17 protein-coding genes are annotated in these 21,641 nt (G+C 61.0%); 5 read left to right on the forward strand and 12 right to left on the reverse strand.

Translation table 11 applies throughout. From position 1 onward, the window contains the following. Window positions 1-43 precede the first annotated feature (43 nt). Complete coding sequence (plsB, locus tag C4J83_RS06490; RefSeq protein ID WP_106577182.1) at window positions 44-2,563, reverse strand: glycerol-3-phosphate 1-O-acyltransferase PlsB; 2,520 nt, start codon at window positions 2,561-2,563, stop codon at window positions 44-46. 181 nt (window positions 2,564-2,744) lie between these two features. Here plsB and C4J83_RS06495 point away from each other — a divergent pair, with 181 nt between their 5' ends. Beyond that, window positions 2,745-2,954 (forward strand): cold-shock protein, encoded by a 210-nt coding sequence (locus tag C4J83_RS06495; protein WP_032891681.1) that lies wholly within the window; start codon window positions 2,745-2,747, stop codon window positions 2,952-2,954. Between the two features lie 145 nt (window positions 2,955-3,099). Here the strand turns inward: C4J83_RS06495 and C4J83_RS06500 are convergent, their stop codons facing one another. From C4J83_RS06500 to C4J83_RS06515, 4 genes are all read right to left on the reverse strand, one after another. Next, window positions 3,100-3,477 carry a hypothetical protein gene (locus C4J83_RS06500; protein WP_106577181.1) on the reverse strand — a complete coding sequence of 126 codons (378 nt, stop codon included), beginning with the start codon at window positions 3,475-3,477 and terminating at the stop codon, window positions 3,100-3,102. A gap of 54 nt (window positions 3,478-3,531) precedes the next feature. Continuing rightward, a complete protein-coding gene (locus tag C4J83_RS06505) occupies window positions 3,532-4,341 on the reverse strand; it encodes a putative RNA methyltransferase (RefSeq protein ID WP_124416609.1) in 810 nt (269 codons plus the stop codon). After that, window positions 4,341-5,492, reverse strand: a complete 1,152-nt coding sequence (gene dapE / locus C4J83_RS06510; RefSeq protein WP_106577179.1) for a succinyl-diaminopimelate desuccinylase — start codon at window positions 5,490-5,492, stop codon at window positions 4,341-4,343. Before dapE ends, C4J83_RS06505 begins: the two co-directional genes overlap by 1 nt. A 252-nt stretch (window positions 5,493-5,744) precedes the next feature. Further along, entirely contained in the window at window positions 5,745-8,336 is a 2,592-nt protein-coding gene (locus tag C4J83_RS06515) for a glycosyltransferase (protein WP_119738737.1), read from the reverse strand. A 217-nt stretch (window positions 8,337-8,553) separates the two neighbouring features. Between C4J83_RS06515 and tcdA the strand changes: the two genes are divergently transcribed. After that, the gene (gene tcdA, locus C4J83_RS06520) at window positions 8,554-9,363 is read left to right on the forward strand and encodes a tRNA cyclic N6-threonylcarbamoyladenosine(37) synthase TcdA (RefSeq protein WP_372239289.1); all 810 of its coding nucleotides are present in this window, start codon (window positions 8,554-8,556) and stop codon (window positions 9,361-9,363) included. Window positions 9,364-9,479: 116 nt separating this feature from the next. Here the strand turns inward: tcdA and C4J83_RS06525 are convergent, their stop codons facing one another. From C4J83_RS06525 to C4J83_RS06540, 4 genes are all read right to left on the reverse strand, one after another. Next, entirely contained in the window at window positions 9,480-9,893 is a 414-nt protein-coding gene (locus C4J83_RS06525) for a SufE family protein (RefSeq protein WP_124416610.1), read from the reverse strand. Next, window positions 9,890-11,095, reverse strand: a complete 1,206-nt coding sequence (locus C4J83_RS06530) for an aminotransferase class V-fold PLP-dependent enzyme (RefSeq protein WP_124416611.1) — start codon at window positions 11,093-11,095, stop codon at window positions 9,890-9,892. The genes C4J83_RS06525 and C4J83_RS06530 overlap by 4 nt, the downstream gene beginning before the upstream one ends. Before the next feature lie 67 nt (window positions 11,096-11,162). Then, on the reverse strand, window positions 11,163-12,197 hold the full coding sequence (gene dapD / locus C4J83_RS06535) for a 2,3,4,5-tetrahydropyridine-2,6-dicarboxylate N-succinyltransferase (protein ID WP_106577174.1): 1,035 nt from the start codon (window positions 12,195-12,197) through the stop codon (window positions 11,163-11,165). A gap of 31 nt (window positions 12,198-12,228) precedes the next feature. Continuing rightward, window positions 12,229-12,537 (reverse strand): arsenate reductase, encoded by a 309-nt coding sequence (locus C4J83_RS06540; RefSeq protein WP_241089020.1) that lies wholly within the window; start codon window positions 12,535-12,537, stop codon window positions 12,229-12,231. A gap of 293 nt (window positions 12,538-12,830) precedes the next feature. Here C4J83_RS06540 and C4J83_RS06545 point away from each other — a divergent pair, with 293 nt between their 5' ends. Next, the gene (locus C4J83_RS06545; RefSeq protein WP_106577173.1) at window positions 12,831-14,474 is read left to right on the forward strand and encodes a Na+/H+ antiporter; all 1,644 of its coding nucleotides are present in this window, start codon (window positions 12,831-12,833) and stop codon (window positions 14,472-14,474) included. A gap of 10 nt (window positions 14,475-14,484) precedes the next feature. Here C4J83_RS06545 and dapC read toward each other — a convergent pair whose 3' ends face one another. The 3 genes from dapC to map all read right to left on the reverse strand — a co-directional run bounded on the left by dapC (window position 14,485) and on the right by map (window position 19,412). Continuing rightward, window positions 14,485-15,684 (reverse strand): succinyldiaminopimelate transaminase, encoded by a 1,200-nt coding sequence (dapC, locus tag C4J83_RS06550; RefSeq protein WP_124416612.1) that lies wholly within the window; start codon window positions 15,682-15,684, stop codon window positions 14,485-14,487. A 177-nt stretch (window positions 15,685-15,861) separates the two neighbouring features. Beyond that, complete coding sequence (locus C4J83_RS06555; RefSeq protein ID WP_106577171.1) at window positions 15,862-18,564, reverse strand: [protein-PII] uridylyltransferase; 2,703 nt, start codon at window positions 18,562-18,564, stop codon at window positions 15,862-15,864. A gap of 65 nt (window positions 18,565-18,629) precedes the next feature. After that, a complete protein-coding gene (gene map / locus C4J83_RS06560; protein ID WP_073522657.1) occupies window positions 18,630-19,412 on the reverse strand; it encodes a type I methionyl aminopeptidase in 783 nt (260 codons plus the stop codon). Window positions 19,413-19,797: 385 nt separating this feature from the next. Between map and rpsB the strand changes: the two genes are divergently transcribed. Then, window positions 19,798-20,535: a 30S ribosomal protein S2 gene (rpsB, locus tag C4J83_RS06565; RefSeq protein ID WP_003219330.1), complete on the forward strand. Its 738-nt coding sequence runs from the start codon at window positions 19,798-19,800 to the stop codon at window positions 20,533-20,535. Window positions 20,536-20,726: 191 nt separating this feature from the next. Beyond that, window positions 20,727-21,590, forward strand: coding sequence for a translation elongation factor Ts (tsf, locus tag C4J83_RS06570; RefSeq protein ID WP_083359812.1), 864 nt, complete (start codon window positions 20,727-20,729; stop codon window positions 21,588-21,590). The last annotated feature ends 51 nt before the right edge of the window (window positions 21,591-21,641 follow it).

The following is a 21,641-nucleotide window of genomic DNA, read 5'->3' on the forward strand; positions in this document are numbered from 1 at the left end:
TCCTTTTCAACGGCGCCGGAAACCGCCCGACGCCTCGTTCACTCTAGCGGCTTTCTTCAGCGTTTACCGGCTCGGGTTCGGTCGGCGTTTCGGCTGCGCCATCGACGCGGTGCAACGCCACTTGGCGGATCGACAAACGAATATCGGCGGGCAGCACGCGTTTGGCTGCACCTTCGGCCAACTCACCGAGCAGGTCGTGATAACTCAACTTGCCGGCCTCATCGCGACGCAGCACATCTTGCTCCAGCAACGTCTGGATAAAATGTCGGAAAAGGCTCTTGTCGAAGAACTCCGGGGCATTTAGGCCATGCAGGATCGACAGGCGCTGAGCCATGATCGTGCACAGGTCTTCCAGTTCTTCGGCGCTGATGGTGTTCTGGCCGCTGTTGAGCAGCAGCGAGATCGCCATGTAGAAGCGTTGCAAGGTCTGGGCAATGCTCTTGGACAGCAGCGTCAGCAGCACAAAATGCCGCGAGCTCGGTGCCGGGCGCAGGTACACCTCATTCTCGAAGCGCAGTAGGCCTTGTTCGACAAACGCCTCCAGCCAGTGGTCGACCACCGCGTCCAGCTCATCCAGCGACCAGCGGATAAACAGCTCCGATTGCAGGTACGGGTACAGCGCACGGGTGTAGCGCAGGATTTGTTCGCGGCTCATGCGCGAGCTGCTCTGGAAGAAACTCGCCAGCAACGCCGGCAGGGCGAAGATGTGCAGCACGTTGTTGCGGTAGTAGGTCATCAGGACGGCATTTTGCTCGTCCAGGTACAAAATCTTACCCAGGGCGTCGCTTTGCTCCGACAGCAGGTCCATGTCCTTGACGTGCTTGATCAGCGCCAGGCCATCGCCTTCCGGCAAGGTGGTGTGCGGTGAGTAGGGCACGCGGCGCAGCAGCGCCAGGTACAGGTCCAATTGGCGCGCCATGGCCTGTTCATCCAGGGCCAGGCGGGTGGTGGAAAGCAACGCCAAGGCCACCAGGTTCACCGGGTTGACCGCGGCGGCCTCGTTCAAGTGGCGGGCCACCTGCTCGCCAAGGCGGTTGGTGGTTTCGTTGAGCCACGCCGGCTTGTAGTTCGGGCCCAGCTCCTGGGCGCGCCAGTCGGGTTGCTCGGCGTCGAGGAACTCGGCCAGCTTGATCGGCTCGCCAAAGTTGACCGCGACTTGGCCAAAGCGCTGCTTGAGCGCGCCGACCACCTTGAAAATATCGAAGATCGACTCTTTTTTCTTGCTCGCGCCGCGCAGCTCGCCGAGGTAGGTGCGGCCTTCCAGCACGCGTTCATAGCCGATGTACACCGGCACGAAGACGATCGGCATGCGTGAGGAGCGCAAAAAGCTGCGCAGGGTAATCGCCAGCATCCCGGTCTTCGGTTGCAGCATGCGCCCGGTGCGCGAGCGTCCGCCTTCGACGAAGTACTCCACCGGAAAGCCCTTGGTGAACAAGGTGTGCAGGTATTCGTTGAACACCGAGGTGTACAGCGGGTTGCCCTTGAAGGTGCGGCGCATGAAAAACGCACCGCCACGGCGCAGCAGGCTGCCGATCACCGGCATGTTCAGGTTGATACCGGCGGCGATGTGCGGCGGGGTCAGGCCGTTTTTGAACAGCAGGTAGGACAGCAGCAAGTAGTCGATATGGCTGCGGTGACACGGTACGTAGATCACCTCGTAACCCTGGGCAACCTTTTGCACACCTTCGATGTTGTTGACCTTGATGCCGTCGTAGATCTTGTTCCAGAACCAGCTGAGCACCACTTCCAGGAAGCGAATCGCGGTGTAGGTGTAGTCCGAAGCGATCTCGTTGCCGTAGCGCAAGGCTTGGGCCTTGGCTTTTTCCGGGGAGATTTTCTCGCGTTCGGCCTCTTCGCTGATGGCTTGGCGCACCAACGGCATGTTCACCAGGCCTTTGACCAGGTTGCGCCGGTGCGACAGGTCGGGGCCGATCACGGCGGTCTTCAGGTTACGGAAGTGCACCCGCAGGATGCGCTGGGCCATGCGCACGGTGCGTTCGTGACCTTTATTGTGCTCGATCAATTCACGCAGGTTGATAGGCGCGGAGAATTGCACGCGGGTCTTGCGACCCAGGATCAGGATGCTCAGCAAACGGCGCAGGCGCCCGGTGACGGCCCAGCTGTCGGCAAACAGCAGTTTCCACGGGCTGGACTCGCTCTCGGGCGATTGGCCCCAGAACACGCTGACCGGAATGATTTGTGCATTCTCTTCGGCGTGTTCGGTCAGGGTGTTGACCAGCCGGGTCAGGGTCGGCGGTGCGCCGCGCTTGTCCTGACGGCCGAGCCAATCCGGTTCGGGCGTGAGGTAGAAGAACGCGGCGGGTTCGATCTGCGGGCCTACCGAGACCGGCAGCACCGGGCGCGGCAAGCCGGCCTTGGTGCACTCGGTATCGACCACGGCCAATTCGGTGAGGGAGGGCGATTGCAGGACGTAAAACACCGGCCGGCTGCGGTCGAGGTTAAGGGTTAGGGACGACTGGTTGATCGTCTCCGAGCGAACCCAGAGGTACAACAGTCGGCGCAAGGTGCCAAACACCAGACGGCGGAACGGAGAGCGGGTCATAGGCGTGCTGCTTCAAGTGGAAAAAACCGAGCAGGCGCTCGGGCGGGTAGTGTGCCGTATTCGCCGAAAATCGGCAAAAAAGCAGCGATGTAAACTTGAGTTGAACGTTTTTGAGCCTGTCTTATACTCGGCAGTTCAATGCGACTGACTCAACAATAAAAAGCATGTGGGAGCAAAACTGATGGCAACGCGCGAAACCGGCAATGTGAAGTGGTTCAACGATGCAAAGGGCTATGGCTTTATTCAACGCGAGGACGGCAAGGATGTGTTTGTGCACTACCGCGCCATTCGCGGTGACGGCCACCGCTCACTGGCCGAGGGCCAGCAGGTGGAATACGCCGTGGTGACCGGCGAGAAGGGGTTGCAGGCGGAGGATGTGGTGGGGTTGTAAGGCAGACCACCTCCTGCCTTGATAACCCAATCAACTGTGGGAGCTGGCTTGCCTGCGATGCGGACACCTCGGTCTATCAGACAGACCACCGTGATGCCATCGCAGGCAAGCCAGCTCCCACATTGATTGGGTTTGCAGCTTCAGTTCAGGCCGTTTTCCAGGTGATCTGCTCTTCACCGTCTGCGCTGATACGAATCCAGGTGTCGGCACTTTCCTCACCTTCTTCCTCAACCCACGTGCCCGGTGCGCAACGTACTTCGACGTTCAGCGCAGCAAACGCAGCGCGGGCGCAGGCGATGTCGTCTTCCCACGGGGTCTGGTCACTTTCCAGGTACAGACTGTTCCATTTGCCTACCGCTTTTGGCAGCCAGGTGACTGGCACATTGCCGGCCTTGCACTTGTAGGTCTGGCCCTTCTGAACCCAGTCGGTGCACGGGCCCAGCGCGGCGCCCAGCCAGGCGGCGATGGCTTTGTGGTCGACGTCGGCGTCCTTCAGGTAAATCTCGATATCAGGTTGGCGCATGGATGTTCCTCGTTGCGGGATTCGAAAATCCATTCGCGGATGCTTAAAAGTCGGTTATTGAAGCACGAAATAATCGTAGCGCATCGACACCGTGACCTGCAGCGGCTCGGCGGCCTCGATCACCTCGGCGCGGCGCTCGGCACTCGCGCGCCAGCCGTGCGGCGTCATCGCCAGCAGGTGGGCGCGGTCGTTTGGCTCGGCCAGGCTCAAGGTGAATTCCAGGGTTTCGCTGTGCGCCAGGCTCATGCCATCCGGCACCAGGGCCAGATGTTTGTCGTCGGTGTACTCGCGCACTTCGTCGTACAGGCGTTCGCGCAGTTCCATCAGGTGGCCGGCCGTCGGGCCGACTTTCATCAGACCGCCGCCAGGGCTGAGCAGACGCTTGGCCTCCTGCCAATCCAATGGGCTGAAAACGCTGGCGAGAAATTGGCAACTGCCCGAGGCCAGCGGCACGCGCGCCATGCTGGCAATCAACCAGGTCAGCGCCGGGTTGCGCTTGCACGCACGTTTGACCGCTTCCTTGGAAATGTCCAGCGCGTAGCCGTCAGCATGGGGCAGGGCCTCGGCGATTTGCGCGGTGTAGTAACCCTCGCCACAACCGATGTCCACCCAACGCTGCGGCGCACGTTCCGCGGCCAGTTCAGCCAGGCGCTTGGCCACCGGCGCGTAATGCCCGGCGTTGAGGAAGTCGCGGCGTGCCTCGACCATGGCGAGGTTATCGCCCGGGTCGCGGCTGTTTTTGTGCTGCACCGGCAACAGGTTCAGGTAACCCTGGCGCGCGCGGTCGAAACGGTGCCCGGCCGGGCACGCCACGCCATTGTCCACCGCGTTGAGCGGTGCGCTGCAAATGGGGCAGGCGAGCATCAGGCGAGCAACTTGATCAGGGTCTGGTAATAGATTTCGGTCAGCACATCGAGGTCGCTGGCCAGAATACGCTCGTTGACCTGGTGGATTGTCGCGTTGACCGGGCCCAGTTCCACGACCTGAGTGCCAAGGGTGGCAATGAAACGCCCATCGGAGGTGCCGCCGCTGGTGGAGGCTTTGGTTTCGCGACCGGTGATCGCCTTGATGCTGGCCGACACCGCATCCAGCAACGCGCCGGGCTCGGTGAGGAACGGCAGGCCCGACAGCGCCCACTCCACGTGCCAGTCCAGGCCATGCTTGTCGAGAATCGCCGCAACGCGCTGTTGCAGGCCCTCGACGGTGGACTCGGTGGAGAAGCGGAAGTTGAACACCGCCGTCAGGTCACCGGGGATCACGTTGGTGGCGCCGGTGCCGGAGTTGAGGTTGGAAATCTGGAAGCTGGTCGGCGGGAAGAAGGCGTTGCCGTCGTCCCAGTGCTCGGCGGCCAATTCGGCCAAGGCTGGGGCGGCGAGGTGGATCGGGTTCTTCGCCAGGTGAGGGTACGCCACGTGGCCTTGCACGCCGCGCACGGTCAGGGTGGCGCCGAGGGAGCCACGACGGCCGTTTTTGACCACATCGCCCACCAGCGTGGTGCTCGACGGTTCGCCGACGATGCACCAGTCCAAGCGCTCCTTGCGTGCTGCCAGGCGTTCGATCACGGCTTTGGTGCCGTGGTGCGCCGGGCCTTCTTCATCGCTGGTGATCAGGAAGGCGACCGAGCCTTTGTGGTCCGGGTAGTCGCTGACGAAACGCTCGGAGGCCACCAGCATGGCGGCCAGGCTGCCTTTCATGTCTGCCGCGCCACGGCCGCAGAGCATGCCGTTTTCGTCGATCAGCGCGTCGAACGGGTCATTCTGCCAGGCGCCCACCGGGCCGGTCGGTACCACGTCGGTGTGGCCGGCAAAGCACAGCACCGGGCCGTCGTGCTTGCCGTGGGTGGCCCAGAAGTTGTCCACATCTTCGATACGCATCGGCTCCAGCGCAAAGCCGGCGTCGCCCAGGCGCTGCATCATCAGCTTCTGGCAATCGGCGTCGATCGGCGTCACGGAGGGGCGACGGATCAGGTCGATAGCGAGTTGAAGGGTCGGCGAAAGGTCGGCATGGGCCGTCATGGGGGAACTCCGAAAGCGTGTTATGGGCGCAGGACGAATGTGGAATACACAACCTGAATCGGCGCAAATCTAATGTGGGAGCTGGCTTGCCTGCGATAGCTTCGCCGCGGTGTACCTGACAGACCGCGGCGTGTGCATAGCAGGCAAGCCAGCTCCCACAGAAAGCAGGGCGTGGCCAAGTCTCACAAAACGGCCGTTATCTTATAGCAAAACGGCGGCCAAGGGCCGCCGTTTAGTGCATTGCGCAAGTTTTTACTCAGCCGTTGCCGGCTCAACCTTCGGCGCAGGTTTTGGCAGCGACGAGAGGAACGCCATGATCAGCGCCGCCACATACGGCAGCGACTGTACCAGCAGCATCACCACCCAGAAGCGTATGTCATTGCTCGGCAGGCCCTGCACCAGGTAGATCCCCAGCGCCGCGCCCCACAACAGCAACATGATGAACATTTCTTCGCGAGCTTCGGAAATCGCTACCCAGAAGCCGTGGTTATCCGCGTTTTTCGGGGTACGAAAGAACGGAATACTGGTGGTGAAGAAGCCGTACAACACCGCCTTGGCGATGGTGTGCGACAACGCCAGGCCGGCCAGCGCCGCGCAGAACGCATCTTTCAAGTTCACACCCACCGCACGGCGGTAGAGGAAAATGATCTTGCCCACTTTGAACACGAACAGCGCCAACGGCGGAATCGCGAAAATCAGCAGCGGCGGATCAACCCGCGTTGGCACGATGATCATCGCCGCCGACCACAACAAGGCGCCCACGGTGAAGAAGATGTTCATGCCGTCCGCCACCCACGGCAACCAGCCTGCGAGGAAGTGGTAGCGCTGGCCACGGGTCAGCTCGGTGCCCTTGCCGCGCAGCAGGCTGGCGGTGTGGCGCTTGATGATCTGGATCGCGCCGTAGGCCCAGCGGAAACGCTGCTTCTTGAAGTCGATAAAGGTATCGGGCATCAAGCCTTTGCCGTAGCTGTCGTGGTAATACGCCGCCGACAGGCCTTTCTCGAATACGCGCAGGCCCAGTTCGGCGTCTTCGCAGATGCACCAGTCAGCCCAGCCGAGTTCTTCGAGCACCGAGCGACGGGTCATGGTCATGGTGCCGTGCTGGATGATCGCGTCGCGGTCGTTACGGGTGACCATGCCGATATGGAAGAAGCCTTTGTATTCCGCGTAGCAAAGCTTCTTGAAGGTGCTTTCGTTCTGGTCGCGGTAATCCTGCGGCGACTGCACCACGGCGATTTTCGGGTCGGCGAAGTGCGGCACCATGTGCTTGAGCCAGTTCGGCGACACGCAGTAGTCCGAGTCGATCACCGCGATCACTTCGGCGTCCTTGGCGGTGTGCGGGATCAGGTAGTTCAGCGCGCCGCCCTTGAAACCGGCCAGGGGCGAGACGTGGAAGAACTTGAAGCGCGGCCCGAGGGTTTCGCAGTAGTCGCGCACCGGTTCCCATACAGCCGGGTCCTTGGTGTTGTTGTCGATGATCAGGACTTCATAGTCCGGGTAATCGAGGGCGGCGAGGGCGTCGAGGGTCTGTTTGACCATCTCCGGCGGCTCGTTGTAGCACGGCACATGAATCGACACTTTCGGGCGGTAGTCCGAATCGCCTTCCACCGGCAGGAATTCACGCCGGCGCTTGTGCGTCCACACCGCTTCCGCCAGTTCGTGGGCTTCGGTCAGCAACACGATAAACACCCCGAGGGCGCCCAGTGCCAACAAGATCCCCACGGTCACGCTGAACCAGGTGCTGTATTGCTGGCTGTAGTCGTAGCCGATCCACACCAGGACCGAGCCGCACAGGAACGCGATAAAGGTCAGGAACGTACGGCCACGCTGGCGCAGGGCCGAGCCGTCGATCATCAGCAAGGTCAGCGACAGCAGCGCAAGCACTACCGAGCCGATGGCCAGCACGCGCCATTGCGGGATCGCGACCACCGGGCCTTCAAAGTTGAATTTCTGCTGGCGCGCGGCGTTGTACACGCCCCAATAGGCGCCGGCCGAGCCTTCGTCGCTGACTTTCCACGGCTGATCGAACGCCTCGATCACGAAGTAGTTGTAGCCCTGGCGGTTGAGCTTGTTGACCAGCGTACGCAGGTAAATCGCCTGGTCGGCGGGCGAGGTTTCATTGCCCCCACGCATACGGCCGTTACTCGGCCAGCCAACCTCCGACAGCAGCAGCGGCTTTTTCGGGAACAGTTTCTTCAGATCCCGGGCGCGGTCGAGTACGTATTGGCCGGCCTTGTCCATCGGAATAAATTCCCAGAACGGCAGGATGTGCGCGGCGATCAGGTCGACGTGCTTGGCCAGTTGCGGGTTCTTTTCCCAAATGTGCCATTGCTCGGACGTCGTTACCGGCACTTTCACGGCGGCGCGCACGCGGTCGAGCAGCGCAATCAGCGCCTCCGGGGTGATTTCTTCACGGAACAACGCTTCGTTACCGACCACCACGCGCACGACGCTGCGTGAGCTGTTGGCCAGTTCGATGGCCCGCTGGATCTCGCGTTCGTTACGCGCAAGGTCCGGGCTGATCCAGATGCCCAGCGTCACGCGCAGGCCGAACTCTTCTGCCAGCTTGGGGATGTCGCCCAGGGTGCCGTCGACCGAGTAGGTACGGATGTTGTCCGTCAGCTTGCTCATGATCTCGAGGTCACGACGCATTTCTTCGTCGCTTGGGTACTGGTCTTTCTGCGGGAACTGGCCTTGCTGGAACGGCGAGTAGGAGAACCCGGAGATCTGTTCAGGCCAGTTGGGTGTGGTGACCGGGCGGTTGATCAGCGCCCAGAAACCGGTGAACAGCGCGGCAATTGCCAGCACCACCACTAGGTTGAGTCCAAATTTACGCGATGACATGGCTATCTCGGGTTCCAAAGGGTGTGGAACGAAAAGAGGTGTCGGCTTACGCCGAACGGCGCGCATCCTACACTGGCCTTTCCCCGAGCGTACAGCAGACAGAGAAAAGCCGGACGTTAGTCCGCGAATGTTCACCTAAGTTCTTTACTTGTAGCTGGAAGCTTCGAACTTGTCGCTGCGTAGTCCATAATGCGCGCCGGTTTTTGGGGTAATGGTCATGAGCACAGAAGATCCGCGGTTTGCAGGCGTCGCCCGCTTGTATGGCATTGAAGGCCTGGAACGCTTGAAAGCGGCCCATGTGGCGATCGTCGGCGTCGGCGGCGTAGGCTCGTGGGCGGCGGAAGCCATGGCCCGTTGCGGGGTGGGCGAGATTTCGCTGTTTGACCTGGACGACGTCTGCGTCAGCAACAGCAACCGCCAGTTGCACGCGCTGGACAGCACCGTGGGCAAGCCCAAGGTCGAAGTCATGGCCGAGCGCCTGCGCGCTATCAACCCCGATTGCACCGTGCATGCGGTGGCGGACTTCGTGACCCGCGACACCATGGCCGAGTACATCACGCCGACTATCGATTGCGTGATCGACTGCATCGACGCCGTCAACGCCAAGGCAGCGCTGATTGCCTGGTGCAAGCGCCGCAAGATCCAGATCATCACCACCGGCGGCGCCGGCGGGCAGATCGACCCGACGCTGATCCAGGTGTGCGACCTGAACCGCACCTTTAATGACCCACTGGCCTCGAAGGTGCGCTCCACGTTGCGCCGCGATTACGGTTTCTCCCGCACCGTGACCCGCCATTACAGCGTGCCGTGCGTGTTTTCTACCGAGCAGCTGCGCTATCCCAAGCCGGACGGCAGCATTTGTCTGCAAAAAAGTTTTGTTGGGGATGGGGTGAAGCTGGACTGCGCGGGCGGGTTTGGCGCGGTGATGATGGTGACGGCGACCTTTGGCATGGTCGCGGCCACCAAGGCGGTGGACAAAATTGTGGCAGGGGTGCGCAGGCCTTCGGAGCGGGTTAAAGCCAGCTAAATCCTACAGCCGAACATAGACCGAAATATGGGAGCGGGCTTGCTCGCGAAGGCAGAGTGTCAGTCAATCCATCAATGACTGAACCACCGCCTTCGCGAGCAAGCCCGCTCCCACATTCAGTTTTGTGTAAGGCTCAGGTCTCGCATGCGTAGCAGGACTGCGTTGAGGCCGTTACTGCGCGACGGCGACAACTGCCGTGACAGGCCAAGCTGGGCAAACCAGTCGGGCAGGTCAACGGCCTGCAACTGCGCCGCAGATAAGCCATTGACCCGCGCCAGCAGCAACGCCACCAACCCACGAATCATGCGCGCATCGCTGCTGGCGGCGAACTGCCAATGGCCATTCTCAATGCGCCCCACCAACCACACCAGGCTTTCGCAGCCCTGCACCAGGTTGGCGTCGACTTTGTCCGCATCCGCCAAGACTGGCAGGCGCTCGCCCCATTGCATCAGCATCCGCGCGCGCTGCTCCCAACTGCCGACCGCCTGAAAGGCGTGCAGGGCTGCGGCGGCTTCGGCCGGCAAGCTCATCGCAACATATCCAGCGCCTGGTCGAGCGCTTCAAAGAAGCGCTCCAGGTCATCGGAGTCGTTGTACAGCGCCAGGGACACGCGGATCGCCCCCGACAAGTGCATTGCCTTGAGCAACGGCATCGCGCAATGGTGGCCGGCGCGCACGGCGATGCCCTGTTCGGTCAGCAGGTGGGCGAGGTCGGCGTTGTGTATGCCTTCCACCACAAAGCAGGCCAAAGCTACGTGAGGCGATCCCAACACGCGGATGCCATTGCGTGCCTGGAGGCCGCGCAGCAGGTAGTCGTGCAGCGCCGCTTCATGCGAGACCACGGCGTGCGGGTCCAGCGAGCTCAGGTAATCCAGGCTGGCACCCAGGCCGATCACGCTGGCGATCGGTGGCGTACCGGCTTCAAAACCCAGCGGGGCAGGGCGGAAACTGGCGCTGTGGTAGTCCGCCTGTTGCACCATCTCGCCGCCGAACTGCCAGTGGCGCAAGTGATGCAGGGCTTCGTGGCGGCCAAACAGCACGCCGACGCCGTCCGGGCCATACAGTTTGTGGCTGGAAAACACGTAGAAGTCGCACCCCAGCGCCTGCACTTCATGGCGGCCATGCACGATGCCCTGGGCACCATCGACCACGGTCAGCGCGCCGTGTGCCCGCCCCATCGCCAGCAAGGCGTCCAAGGGCTGCCAGGTGCCAAGTACATTGGAAAGCTGGCTCACCGCCAACACGCGCGTGCGCGGGCCGATCAATCCGGCGGCAGCGTGCAGGTCAATCACGCCGTCGTCACCCAGTGGCAACACCACCAGCGTGAGCGCGCGACGTTTGGCCAGTTGCTGCCAGGGCAGCAGGTTGGCGTGGTGTTCGAGGGCGCTGATAACAATTTCATCGCCCGCATTGAATAAGTGCTCAAGGCCATAGGCCAGGAGGTTCAGCGCAGAGGTTGCGCCGTGGGTAAAGATGATTTGCCCGCTGTCACCTGCGTTAAGCCACTGCGCGACCTTGCTGCGACTGTCTTCAAACGCCTGGGTCGCATGGGCGCCCGGCAAATGTTGGGCTCGGTGCACATTGGCTGCGCCATTGGCATAGTAATGGCTGATGGCATCCAACAGGGCCTGGGGTTTTTGCGTGGTGGCGGCGTTGTCCAGGTAGGTCTGGTCTTGCCGTTGCAGGGTGGCGATGGCCGGAAAGTCGGCGCGCCAGGGAGAGGGCACAAGCATGGTGTTCAAGACTCGTATAAGCGGGCCGACCCGGAGGCGCGACCCGCTAGTGGCATCGAGTGGCTGCTTAGTTGTGAGCGTGCAGCGCTTCGTTCAGTTCGATGGCCGATTTGTGGGTTTTGCACTCCACGGCACCGGTCTCGGAGTTACGGCGGAACAGCAGGTCCGGTTGGCCGGCCAGCTCGCGCGCCTTGACCACTTTGACCAGTTGGTTCTGCTCGTCCAGCAGCGCGACTTTGGTGCCGGCGGTGACGTACAGGCCCGACTCCACGGTATTGCGGTCGCCCAACGGGATACCGATACCGGCGTTGGCGCCGATCAGGCAGCCTTCGCCAACCTTGATCACGATGTTGCCGCCGCCCGACAGGGTGCCCATGGTGGAGCAACCGCCGCCCAGGTCCGAGCCCTTGCCGACGAACACGCCAGCGGAGACGCGGCCTTCGATCATGCCCGGGCCTTCGGTGCCGGCGTTGAAGTTGACGAAACCTTCGTGCATCACGGTAGTGCCTTCGCCCACATAGGCGCCCAGGCGGATACGCGCGGCGTCAGCGATACGCACGCCGGCCGGGACCACGTAGTCGGTCATTTTCGGGAACTTGTCCACCGAGAACACTTCCAGCAGGTCGCCACGCAGGCGTGCTTCCAGTTGGCGTTCGGCCAGCTCGCTGATGTCGATGGCGCCCTGGCTGGTCCATGCCACGTTCGGCAGTTGCGGGAATACGCCGGCCAGGCTCAGGCCGTGCGGCTTGACCAGGCGGTGCGACAGCAGGTGCAGCTTGAGGTAAGCCTCAGGCGTGGAGGTCAGTGCAGCGTCTTCGGCCAGCAGGGTCGCGACCAGCGGAGTGTGGCTTTCAGCCAGACGGCTCAGCAGGGCGGCTTGAGCAGCGTCGACGCCTTTGAGCGCGTCAGCCAGTTGCAACGCCTGGGAGACGGTGAAGGTGATGGCCTGGTTGCCTTCGGTGTAGCCCAGGATCGGCGCAATGGCTGCGACGATCTCGGCCGATGGATTGAGCAACGGTTGTGCGTAAAACACTTCCAGCCAAGCACCTTGGCGGTTCTGAGTGCCGACGCCGAAGCCCAGGCTGAACAGGGAATTGGACATGCTGTTACCTCTACAAAAATGGAAGGCTGGCCTACTTGAGGGCCGCCGAATAACTATCTGGCTTGAAGCCAATCAGGGTTCTGTCACCGAGATCGAGCACCGGGCGCTTGATCATCGAGGGTTGTGCGAGCATCAATTCAATGGCTTTCGACTGATCGAGATCGGCTTTGCGTTCGTCTTCGAGTTTGCGAAAGGTGGTGCCCGCACGGTTCAAAACCACCTGCCAACCGTGCTCGTTGCACCATTGGGTCAAGTGTTCGCGGTCGATACCGGCCGTTTTGTAGTCGTGAAACTCATAGTTCACAGCGTGCTCATCGAGCCAGGTGCGCGCTTTTTTCATGGTGTCGCAGGCTTTGATGCCGAAAAGGTGCAACGTTTTGCTTGAAGCGGTCAAGGAATTGCCCCCCTTTGGACCAAGTAGAAACGAAAGGTCACGGATTATGCCATGACCAGCAGGTTTGGGTGCCGCTCGTCATGCTTGCTGATGGCGCCGTGCGACTTTTGTGCAAAAGCCATGGCGCGCCATGGCCGCGTAACATGGCTGGTTAACATAGCCGAGTAATATGGCACTTCAACGGCCAGTTGTTGCCTGATGGGTGTCGTTGCAAGTCGATTGTCCGGGAAACCCGCTTTATGCAAACCGCCTACACCGTTCTTATTCTGCTGATGCTGGTCAGCGTTTCGCGCCTGGTCGGGCGCATCATTCCTCTGCCGTTGCCCCTGGTGCAGATCGCCGCCGGCGCCTTGCTGGCCTGGCCGACCCTCGGGCTGCATGTGGCGCTGGACCCTGAGTTGTTTCTGTTTCTGTTCCTGCCACCGCTGTTGTTCTCGGATGGCTGGCGCATGCCCAAGCGCGAGTTCTGGCGATTGCGTGGCCCGATTCTGACGTTGGCGGTGGGGCTGGTGCTGTTCACCGTGGTGGGCGCCGGGTATTTCATTCATTGGATATTGCCTACGATCCCATTGCCGGTGGCCTTCGCCCTGGCGGCGGTTTTATCGCCGACGGATGCCGTGGCGGTGTCGGCCATTGCCCAGAATCGTCTGCCCAAGCCGTTGATGCACATGCTTCAGGGCGAAGCGTTGATGAATGATGCCTCGGGTCTGGTGACCTTCAAGTTCGCCCTGGCGGCGGCGCTGACCGGCGTGTTTTCCCTGGCGGATGCCAGCCTGACTTTTGTGCTGGTCGCCGTGGGAGGCTTGGCGGTTGGCGTGGCGCTGAGCTGGCTGGTGGGCCGTTTGCGCGCCTGGATGATCGCGCGCGGTTGGGATGACCCGGCCACGCATGTGGTGTTCATGTTGCTGTTGCCGTTTGCGGCCTATGTATTGGCGGAGCGCCTGGGCGCATCGGGCATTCTCTCGGCGGTGGCCGCGGGCATGATGCAAAGCTGGCTCGACCTGTTGCCGCGCCAGACCAGCACGCGCTTGCTTAACCGCAGTGTCTGGTCGCTGCTGGAGTTTGCCTTCAATGGCCTGATCTTCCTGCTGTTGGGCCTGCAACTGCCGGACATCATCAAGGCGGTGGTCAGCCATGAGACAACGTTGTGGCCCACCCTGCTGTATCGCTGCCTGGACGTGATTGCGATCTTTGTGGTGCTGGTGGTGTTGCGCTTTATCTGGGTGCAGAGCATCTGGCGCCTGTCGGGTTTACTGCGGCGCCTGCGGGGCAAAAGCGAACTGACCATGGTGCCGACCGCGCGCTCCTGCTGGCTATTGACGGTCGGCGGCGTACGCGGTGCGGTGACCCTGGCCGGTGTGATGTCGGTGCCCCTGCTGCTGGCGCCGGGCGCGGCCTTCCCCGAGCGCGACCTGCTGATTTTCATCGCTGCCGGGGTGATTTTGCTATCGCTGATCGCCGCTTGCATCGCGCTGCCGTTGCTGTTGCGCGGCATCGAGCAAAGTCCCGATGAAAAGCGTCATAACGAAGTGCGCGAGGCGTGGAAAAAGACCGCCGTGGCGGCGATCCATGCCCTTGAAGCGGAAGAACCCGCCGAAACCGAAACCTCGGACGCCGCTCAGGCCGCACTGGCGGCTGAGCTCAAGGCGCGGCTGATGTCGGAATATCGCCATCAGCTGGAAGTGTTCAATGACTCCGCCGACGCCCAGGCGCTGGCGCTGCAGATGGACCAGCTGGAGCGTAAATTACGCCTCAAGGCCCTGCGAGCGCAGCGATTGGAGTTGTACAGCTTGAGCCGTCATCACCAGATTGGTGATGACGTTTTGCGCGAAGTGCTGGCGGATCTGGACATGAGTGAGGCGAACCTGGGTCATGTGAAATGACCCATGAGTGTCAGCGGCGGCGCTGAATGAAGTCGCGAATGCGCTCCGCCGCTTCAACACACTCCGCCAACGGTGCAACCAGCGCCATGCGCACGCGCCCGGCGCCTGGGTTGGCGCCGTCCACGTCCCGGGACAGGTACGAACCTGGCACCACGGTCACGTGTTCTTCCACGAACAGGTCACGGCAGAACGCAGCGTCGTCGCCATTCACGTTCGGCCACAGGTAAAACCCGCCGTCCGGGCTTTGTACGTCCAGCACCGGCTTGAGAATGGCCAGCACGGCGTCAAACTTCTCGCGGTACAGGTCACGGTTGGCCAGCACGTGGGCTTCATCCTGCCAGGCCGCGATGCTCGCCCGTTGGGTTTGCACCGGCATCGCGCAGCCATGGTAGGTGCGGTACAGCAGGAAGGCCTTGAGGATGTCGGCATCGCCGGCCACAAAGCCCGAGCGCAGGCCCGGCAGGTTGGAGCGCTTGGACAGGCTGTGGAAGACCACGCAGCGTTTGAAGTCCTGACGGCCGAGCTCGACGCAGGCACTGAGCAGGCCGGGCGGCGGGGTGTGTTCGTCGAAGTACAACTCGCTGTAGCACTCGTCGGCGGCGATGACGAAGTCGTACTCGTCGGCCAGGGCGATGAGCTTTTTCAGGGTGTCGACCGGAATCAGCGCTCCGGTGGGGTTGCCCGGCGAGCACAGGAACAGGATCTGGCAGCGTTTCCAGATGTCCGGCGACACGGCGTCAAAATCCGGGTTGAAACCGTTGGCGTCCAGGCACGGCAAGTAATGCGGCTTAGCGCCGGCCAGGAACGCGGCGCCTTCGTAGATCTGGTAGAACGGGTTCGGGCTTACTACCAATGCGTCGTCAGCGCGGTTGACCACGGTCTGGGTGAAGGCAAACAGCGCTTCACGGGTGCCGTTGACCGGCAGGATATTGCGCGCCGGGTCCAGCCAACCCTTGGGCACGTTGAAGCGGCGTTCGCACCAGGCGCCGATGGCCTCGCGCAATGCCGGGATGCCCAGCGTCGTCGGGTACACGGCCATCTGGTCGAGGTTGTCAGCCAGCGCCTTGGCAACGAACTCCGGCGATGTGTGCTTGGGCTCACCGATGGACAGCGCAATCGGGCGTTTGTCCGGGTTCGGCGTGACGCTGCCGAGCAGGGCGCGCAGTTTCTCGAACGGGTAGGGCTGCAGCTGGTTCAGGGCGTTGTTCATCGCAAGTCTCATTCAATTCGGTTGTAAGCGTGCGTTCTGCCGGGCAAAGCCATTCAAATGTGGGAGCGGGCTTGCTCGCGAATGCGGTGCATCAGTCAATCCATGTGTACCTGACCCACTGAATTCGCGAGCAACCCCGCTCCCACACCAGTGCGCCCACACAGTGATAACAGGTGTTCAAATAGTCAGGCGCGTCAGCTCGACACCGGGCTCCTGGGTCACGCTCAGTTGCTGCACGATCGCAGCCTGCAAGCGTCGGCACAGTTCAGGGTCGGACAGCGGCTGGTTGTCGGCGTCGGTAATGAAGAACACGTCCTCCACGCGCTCGCCGAGGGTCGCAATCTTGGCGTTCTGCAACGACAGGTCGAACTCCAGGAAAATCCCGCCGATGCGCGCCAGCAAGCCGGGACGGTCCGGCGCGCTGAGTTCCAGTACGGTCACCGGGCGCTGGGCGTCGTTGGAAATGGTCACCTGAGGCGCAAAGGCAAAGTGCTTGAGCTGACGCGGTACCCGACGCTGGATGATCGTCGGGTAATCGTCCGGGTTACGCAGTGCTTCGGTCAGGCCTTCGCGGATCTTTTTCACGCGCACCGGGTTATCGCCGATGGAGTCGCCGTCGGTGTCGAGCACGATGTAGGTGTCGAGGGTGAACTGACTGCTTGAGGTGATGACCCGCGCGTCATGGATGTTCAGGTTCAACTGGTCCATGGCCGCCACGGTCACGGCGAAGAAGTCGTGCTGGTCGGGCGCATAGATGAAGATCTGCGTGCCGCCTTCGAATTCGCGCTGGGTGGTTTCTTTGATCAGTACCAGCGGGCCACCATCGGCGGGCTGCTGCAGGATCGCGTCACTGTGCCAGGCCACGTCGCCGGCGGTGTGGCGCAGGAAGTAATCGTCACCCAGTTGCGACCACAGCTGTTCGACGTCGTCCGGGTCATTGCCGCCGCGCACCAGGATATCCAGGGCCGCGCTTTGGGTGCGGCGGATCTGCTCTTCGCGGTCTACCGGGTTTTCCAGGCCGCGGCGCAGCGCGCGCTTGGTCTCGGTGTAGAGCTGGCGCAGCAGGCTGGCACGCCAGGAGTTCCACAATGTCGGGTTGGTGGCATTGATGTCGGAGACGGTCAGCACATAGAGATAGTCGAGACGGGTTTCATCACCGACGATGCCGGCGAAGTCGTGGATCACCTGCGGGTCGGACAAATCCTTGCGCTGGGCGGTGGTCGACATCACCAGGTGGTTCTGTACCAGCCAGACGATCAGGCGGCTGTCCCACAGCGGCAGTTGATGGCGCTGGCAGAACGCCTCGGCATCGACTGCGCCGATCTCCGAGTGGTCGCCATGCCGGCCCTTGCCGATGTCGTGGTACAGGCCGGCCAGGTAGATCAGTTCCGGCTTGGGCAGCTTGGCCATGAGCTTGCTGGCCAGCGGGAATTTCTCTGACACCTGGGTGTACTGCAACTTACGCAGGTGCTTGATCAGGTTCAGGGTGTGGGCGTCTACGGTGTAGATGTGGAACAGGTCGTGCTGCATCTGCCCGACGATAAAGCCGAACTCCGGCAGGTAACGCCCGAGGATGCCGTACCGGTTCATGCGCCGCAGGTTGCGGTGGATGCCGATTTTGCACTTGAACAGCTCGATAAACAGGCTGGTGTTGCGGATGTCATTGCGAAAGTCATCATCGATCAGATGACGGTTTTCGCGTAGCAGGCGGATGGTGTCGGCGCGCACGCCTTTGATTTCCGGCTGCTGGGCCATCAGCACGAAGATTTCCAGCATGGCGAACGGGGTGCGGCGGAACACGTTGTCGTTGCGCGCCTCGATGTAGCCGTCGTGCAGTTGGAAGCGCGAGTTGATCGGCTGCGGCGGTGCTTCGTCTTCGGGCGCCAGGATCACTTCTTCGAAGTGCTGGATGATCAGGTCGCTGAGCTGGGCGATGCTCATGACCACCCGGTAGTACTGCTGCATGAAGCTTTCGATGCTGGTCTTCGCGTCCTCGCCCTCGAACCCCAGGAGGGTGGCGATGGAGCGCTGGTGGTCGAACAGCAGGCGGTCTTCGGAGCGGCCGGCGAGCATGTGCAGGGCGTAGCGCACTTTCCACAGGAACTCCTGGGACGAGGCCAGCAGGGCGTTTTCGCTCTCTACCAGAAAGCCTTCGCCGGCCAGGGCGCGCAGGTTCAGGGTGCCGTATTGGCGACGCGCGACCCACAAAATGGTCTGGATATCGCGCAGTCCGCCCGGTGAGCCTTTGACGTTGGGTTCCAGGTTGTATTCGGTGTCGTTGTACTTGTGGTGCCGGGCCTTCTGCTCGGCGCGCTTGGCCAGGAAGAATTCCTTGCTCGGCCACATATGCGCGGTGCTGGTGACTTCCAGCATGCGCTTGCGCAGGCGCTCGGGGCCGGCAATGGTGCGGCTTTCCATCAAGTTGGTAATGACGGTGAGGTCGGCGCGCGCCTCTTCGGCGCATTCGTCTACAGAACGAACGCTCTGGCCGACTTCCAGGCCGATGTCCCACAACAGTGTCAGAAAGCGCTCGATGGAATCGCGAAAGATCTCATGATCGGCGCTGTCCAGCAGGATCAGCAGGTCGATGTCGGAGTAGGGGTGCAGCTCACCGCGACCGTAGCCGCCGACGGCCACCAGGGCGATATCGGCGTCTTCACTCCAGTTGAACTGTTCCCAGGCCTTTTGCAGGATGTTGTCGACGAACCAGGCGCGGTCCTCGATCAGTCGACGAATGTCCCGGCCACTGCGAAAGCGCGCATCGAGCACTTCGCGGGCCTGGCGAATAGCCTTCTTGAAGGCGAAGATGGGGCTTGCCTTCAAGGCCAGTTCAGCCTGGAACTGGCCACGGTCGAAGAGTTCGGGATCCACCTGGGGCATCGATCGGCTTTCCTTTCTATCTATCAGTCAGTCACAACACCGTTGGGGGAAAACCAAAGCAACCTTTACGCCGAAACGCGTGGAATCGTGTCGTCTGCGCGCAAGGTGAAGATCTCGTAGCCGGTTTCGGTGACCAGCAGGGTGTGTTCCCACTGTGCCGAGAGCTTGCGGTCCTTGGTGATGGCGGTCCAGCCGTCGCCCAGCACCTTGGTGTCGGCCTTGCCCTGGTTGATCATCGGCTCGATGGTGAAGGTCATGCCCGCCTTGAGTTCCATGCCGGTGCCGGCGCGACCGTAATGCAGGATCTGCGGTTCTTCGTGGAATACTTTGCCGATGCCATGGCCACAGAATTCGCGGACCACCGAGAAGCCGTTCTTTTCAGCGTGCTTCTGGATCACTTCACCGATATCGCCCAGGCGGCAGCCGGGTTTAACGATTTCGATGGCCTTGTACATGCATTCCTGGGTGACCTGCGACAGGCGCTCGGCCCAGACCGGCACGGTGCCGACGTGGAACATGCGGCTGGTGTCGCCGTGGTAGCCGTCTTTGATCACGGTCACGTCGATGTTCAGGGTGTCGCCGTCTTTCAACGGCTTGTCGCCTGGAATCCCATGGCAGACCACGTGGTTGATCGAGGTGCAGATGGACTTGGGGAAGCCCTTGTAGTTGAGCGGCGCAGGGATGGCTTTTTGCACGTCGACAATATAGTCGTGGCAGATGCGGTCCAGGGCTTCGGTGGTTACGCCTGGCTTGACGTGTTCGGCAATCATTTCCAGCACGTCGGCAGCCAGTTTGCCGGCAACGCGCATGCCTGCGATGTCTTCGGCGGTTTTCAAGGTAACGGTCATACAGGCTCTCTCTAGCGCGACGCGCTGAAATCAATACGGTTTACGGGCGTGCGACAAAAGGTTGCAGAATTCGCACAAGCCCCAAAAAACACGATTCTACCAGACGCGGGCGGCAAACCATGAGCGTCTGACGATCGCTTCTCTCTATAAGGTAGGGGCATGTTGGCTCTATTCAAAGGCTTACGCAAAAGCCGATCACGGCAAATGTGATTGCGGGTTTCGTTTTTGTCCTTCGTGTGGTATAAAATGCGCCGCTTTCCGGGGATACCCCGCAAAGCTTAAATCCACACACGTGTCGACACGATGACCTGGGTGCCGGAGGCGAATGCCGCTGGTTGGTCATTGGGATACGTGGAGGCCAAACCCGACTTATTAAGGAACTATCATGTCCCAAGTCAACATGCGCGATATGCTGAAGGCCGGTGTGCACTTCGGTCACCAGACCCGTTACTGGAACCCGAAAATGGGTAAATACATTTTCGGCGCGCGTAACAAGATCCACATTATCAACCTTGAAAAAACCCTGCCAATGTTCAACGAAGCGCTGACTTTCGTAGAGCGTCTGGCCCAGGGCAAAAACAAGATTCTGTTCGTCGGCACCAAGCGTTCCGCTGGCAAGATCGTTGCTGAAGAAGCAGCACGTTGCGGTTCGCCGTACGTCGATCATCGCTGGTTGGGCGGCATGCTGACCAACTTCAAAACCATCCGTGCTTCCATCAAGCGTCTGCGTGACCTTGAAGTGCAAGCCGAAGACGGTACTTTCGCCAAGCTGACCAAGAAAGAGGCGCTGATGCGCACTCGCGACCTGGAAAAGCTCGATCGTTCCCTGGGTGGTATCAAGGACATGGGCGGTCTGCCTGACGCACTGTTCGTTATCGACGTTGATCACGAGCGCATCGCGATCACCGAAGCCAACAAGCTGGGCATCCCTGTTATCGGCGTAGTCGATACCAACAGCAGCCCGGAAGGCGTTGACTACATCATCCCAGGCAACGATGACGCAATCCGCGCTATCCAGCTGTACATGGGTTCGATGGCTGACGCTGTAATCCGTGGTCGCAACCACGTTGCTGGCGGTACCGAGCAGTTCGTTGAAGAAGCTCCGGTAGCTGCCGCTGAGTAACTGACGCCCTGGCGTTGACTCAGTAAGCAAAAAGGGGGCTTGGCCCCCTTTTTGCCACCTCGAAAACCATTTGTCGGCAGCGCAGCTACATCTTCTGTAACGTGCAGCGGCCTACAAGGGTGATTCGGGAAGAATTGATCGCCCGTTTGATCGGGTGGAATGGTTGAAAACCTATCCAAGAGGATTTTGAAATGGCAGAGATTACTGCAGCGTTGGTTAAAGAACTGCGTGAGCGCACCGGCGAAGGCATGATGGATTGCAAAAAGGCCTTGACCAAGGCCGGCGGCGACATCGAAAAAGCCATTGATGACATGCGTGCTTCCGGCGCCATCAAGGCTGCCAAGAAAGCAGGCAACGTAGCTGCTGAAGGCGCTATCGCTCTGAAAGAAGACGGTAAGTCCGCTGTTCTGCTGGAAGTGAACTCGCAGACCGACTTCCTGGCTCTGCAAGACGACTTCAAGGCATTTGTTGCTGCTAGCGTTGAAAAAGCGTTCGCCGACAAACTGACCACTGTTGAGCCGTTGATCGAAGCTCAAGAAGCTGCTCGCCTGGTACTGGTCGGCAAGGTTGGCGAAAACGTCAACATCCGTCGTCTGGCGCGTATCGAAGGTGATGTGGTTGGCGGTTACCTGCACGGTAACAAAATCGGCGTTGTGGTTGCCCTTAAAGGCGGCGACGTTGAGCTGGCCAAAGACATCGCTATGCACGTAGCGGCCAGCAACCCAGAGTTCCTGCTGCCATCGGAAGTGTCTGCTGACGCAATCGAGCGCGAAAAAGCTGTGTTCCTGAGCCTGAACGCTGACAAGATCGCCGGCAAGCCAGAAAACATCGTTGAAAACATGATCAAAGGCCGTATCAGCAAGTTCCTGGCTGAAGCGAGCCTGGTTGAGCAGGCTTTCGTCAAGAACCCTGAAATCAAGGTTGGCGAACTGGCCAAGAAAGCCGGTGCTGAAATCGTTTCCTTCACTTACTACAAAGTAGGCGAAGGCATCGAGAAGCCGGTCGACAACTTCGCTGAAGAAGTTGCTGCCCAGCTGGCTGCCGCCAAGCAATAAGACGGTTTTCAACTGTCGCCCGAAAGAGGCTGCCCGCTCACGCGCGCAGCC

The organism is Pseudomonas sp. LBUM920, from assembly GCF_003852315.1.
Taxonomy (GTDB): domain Bacteria; phylum Pseudomonadota; class Gammaproteobacteria; order Pseudomonadales; family Pseudomonadaceae; genus Aquipseudomonas.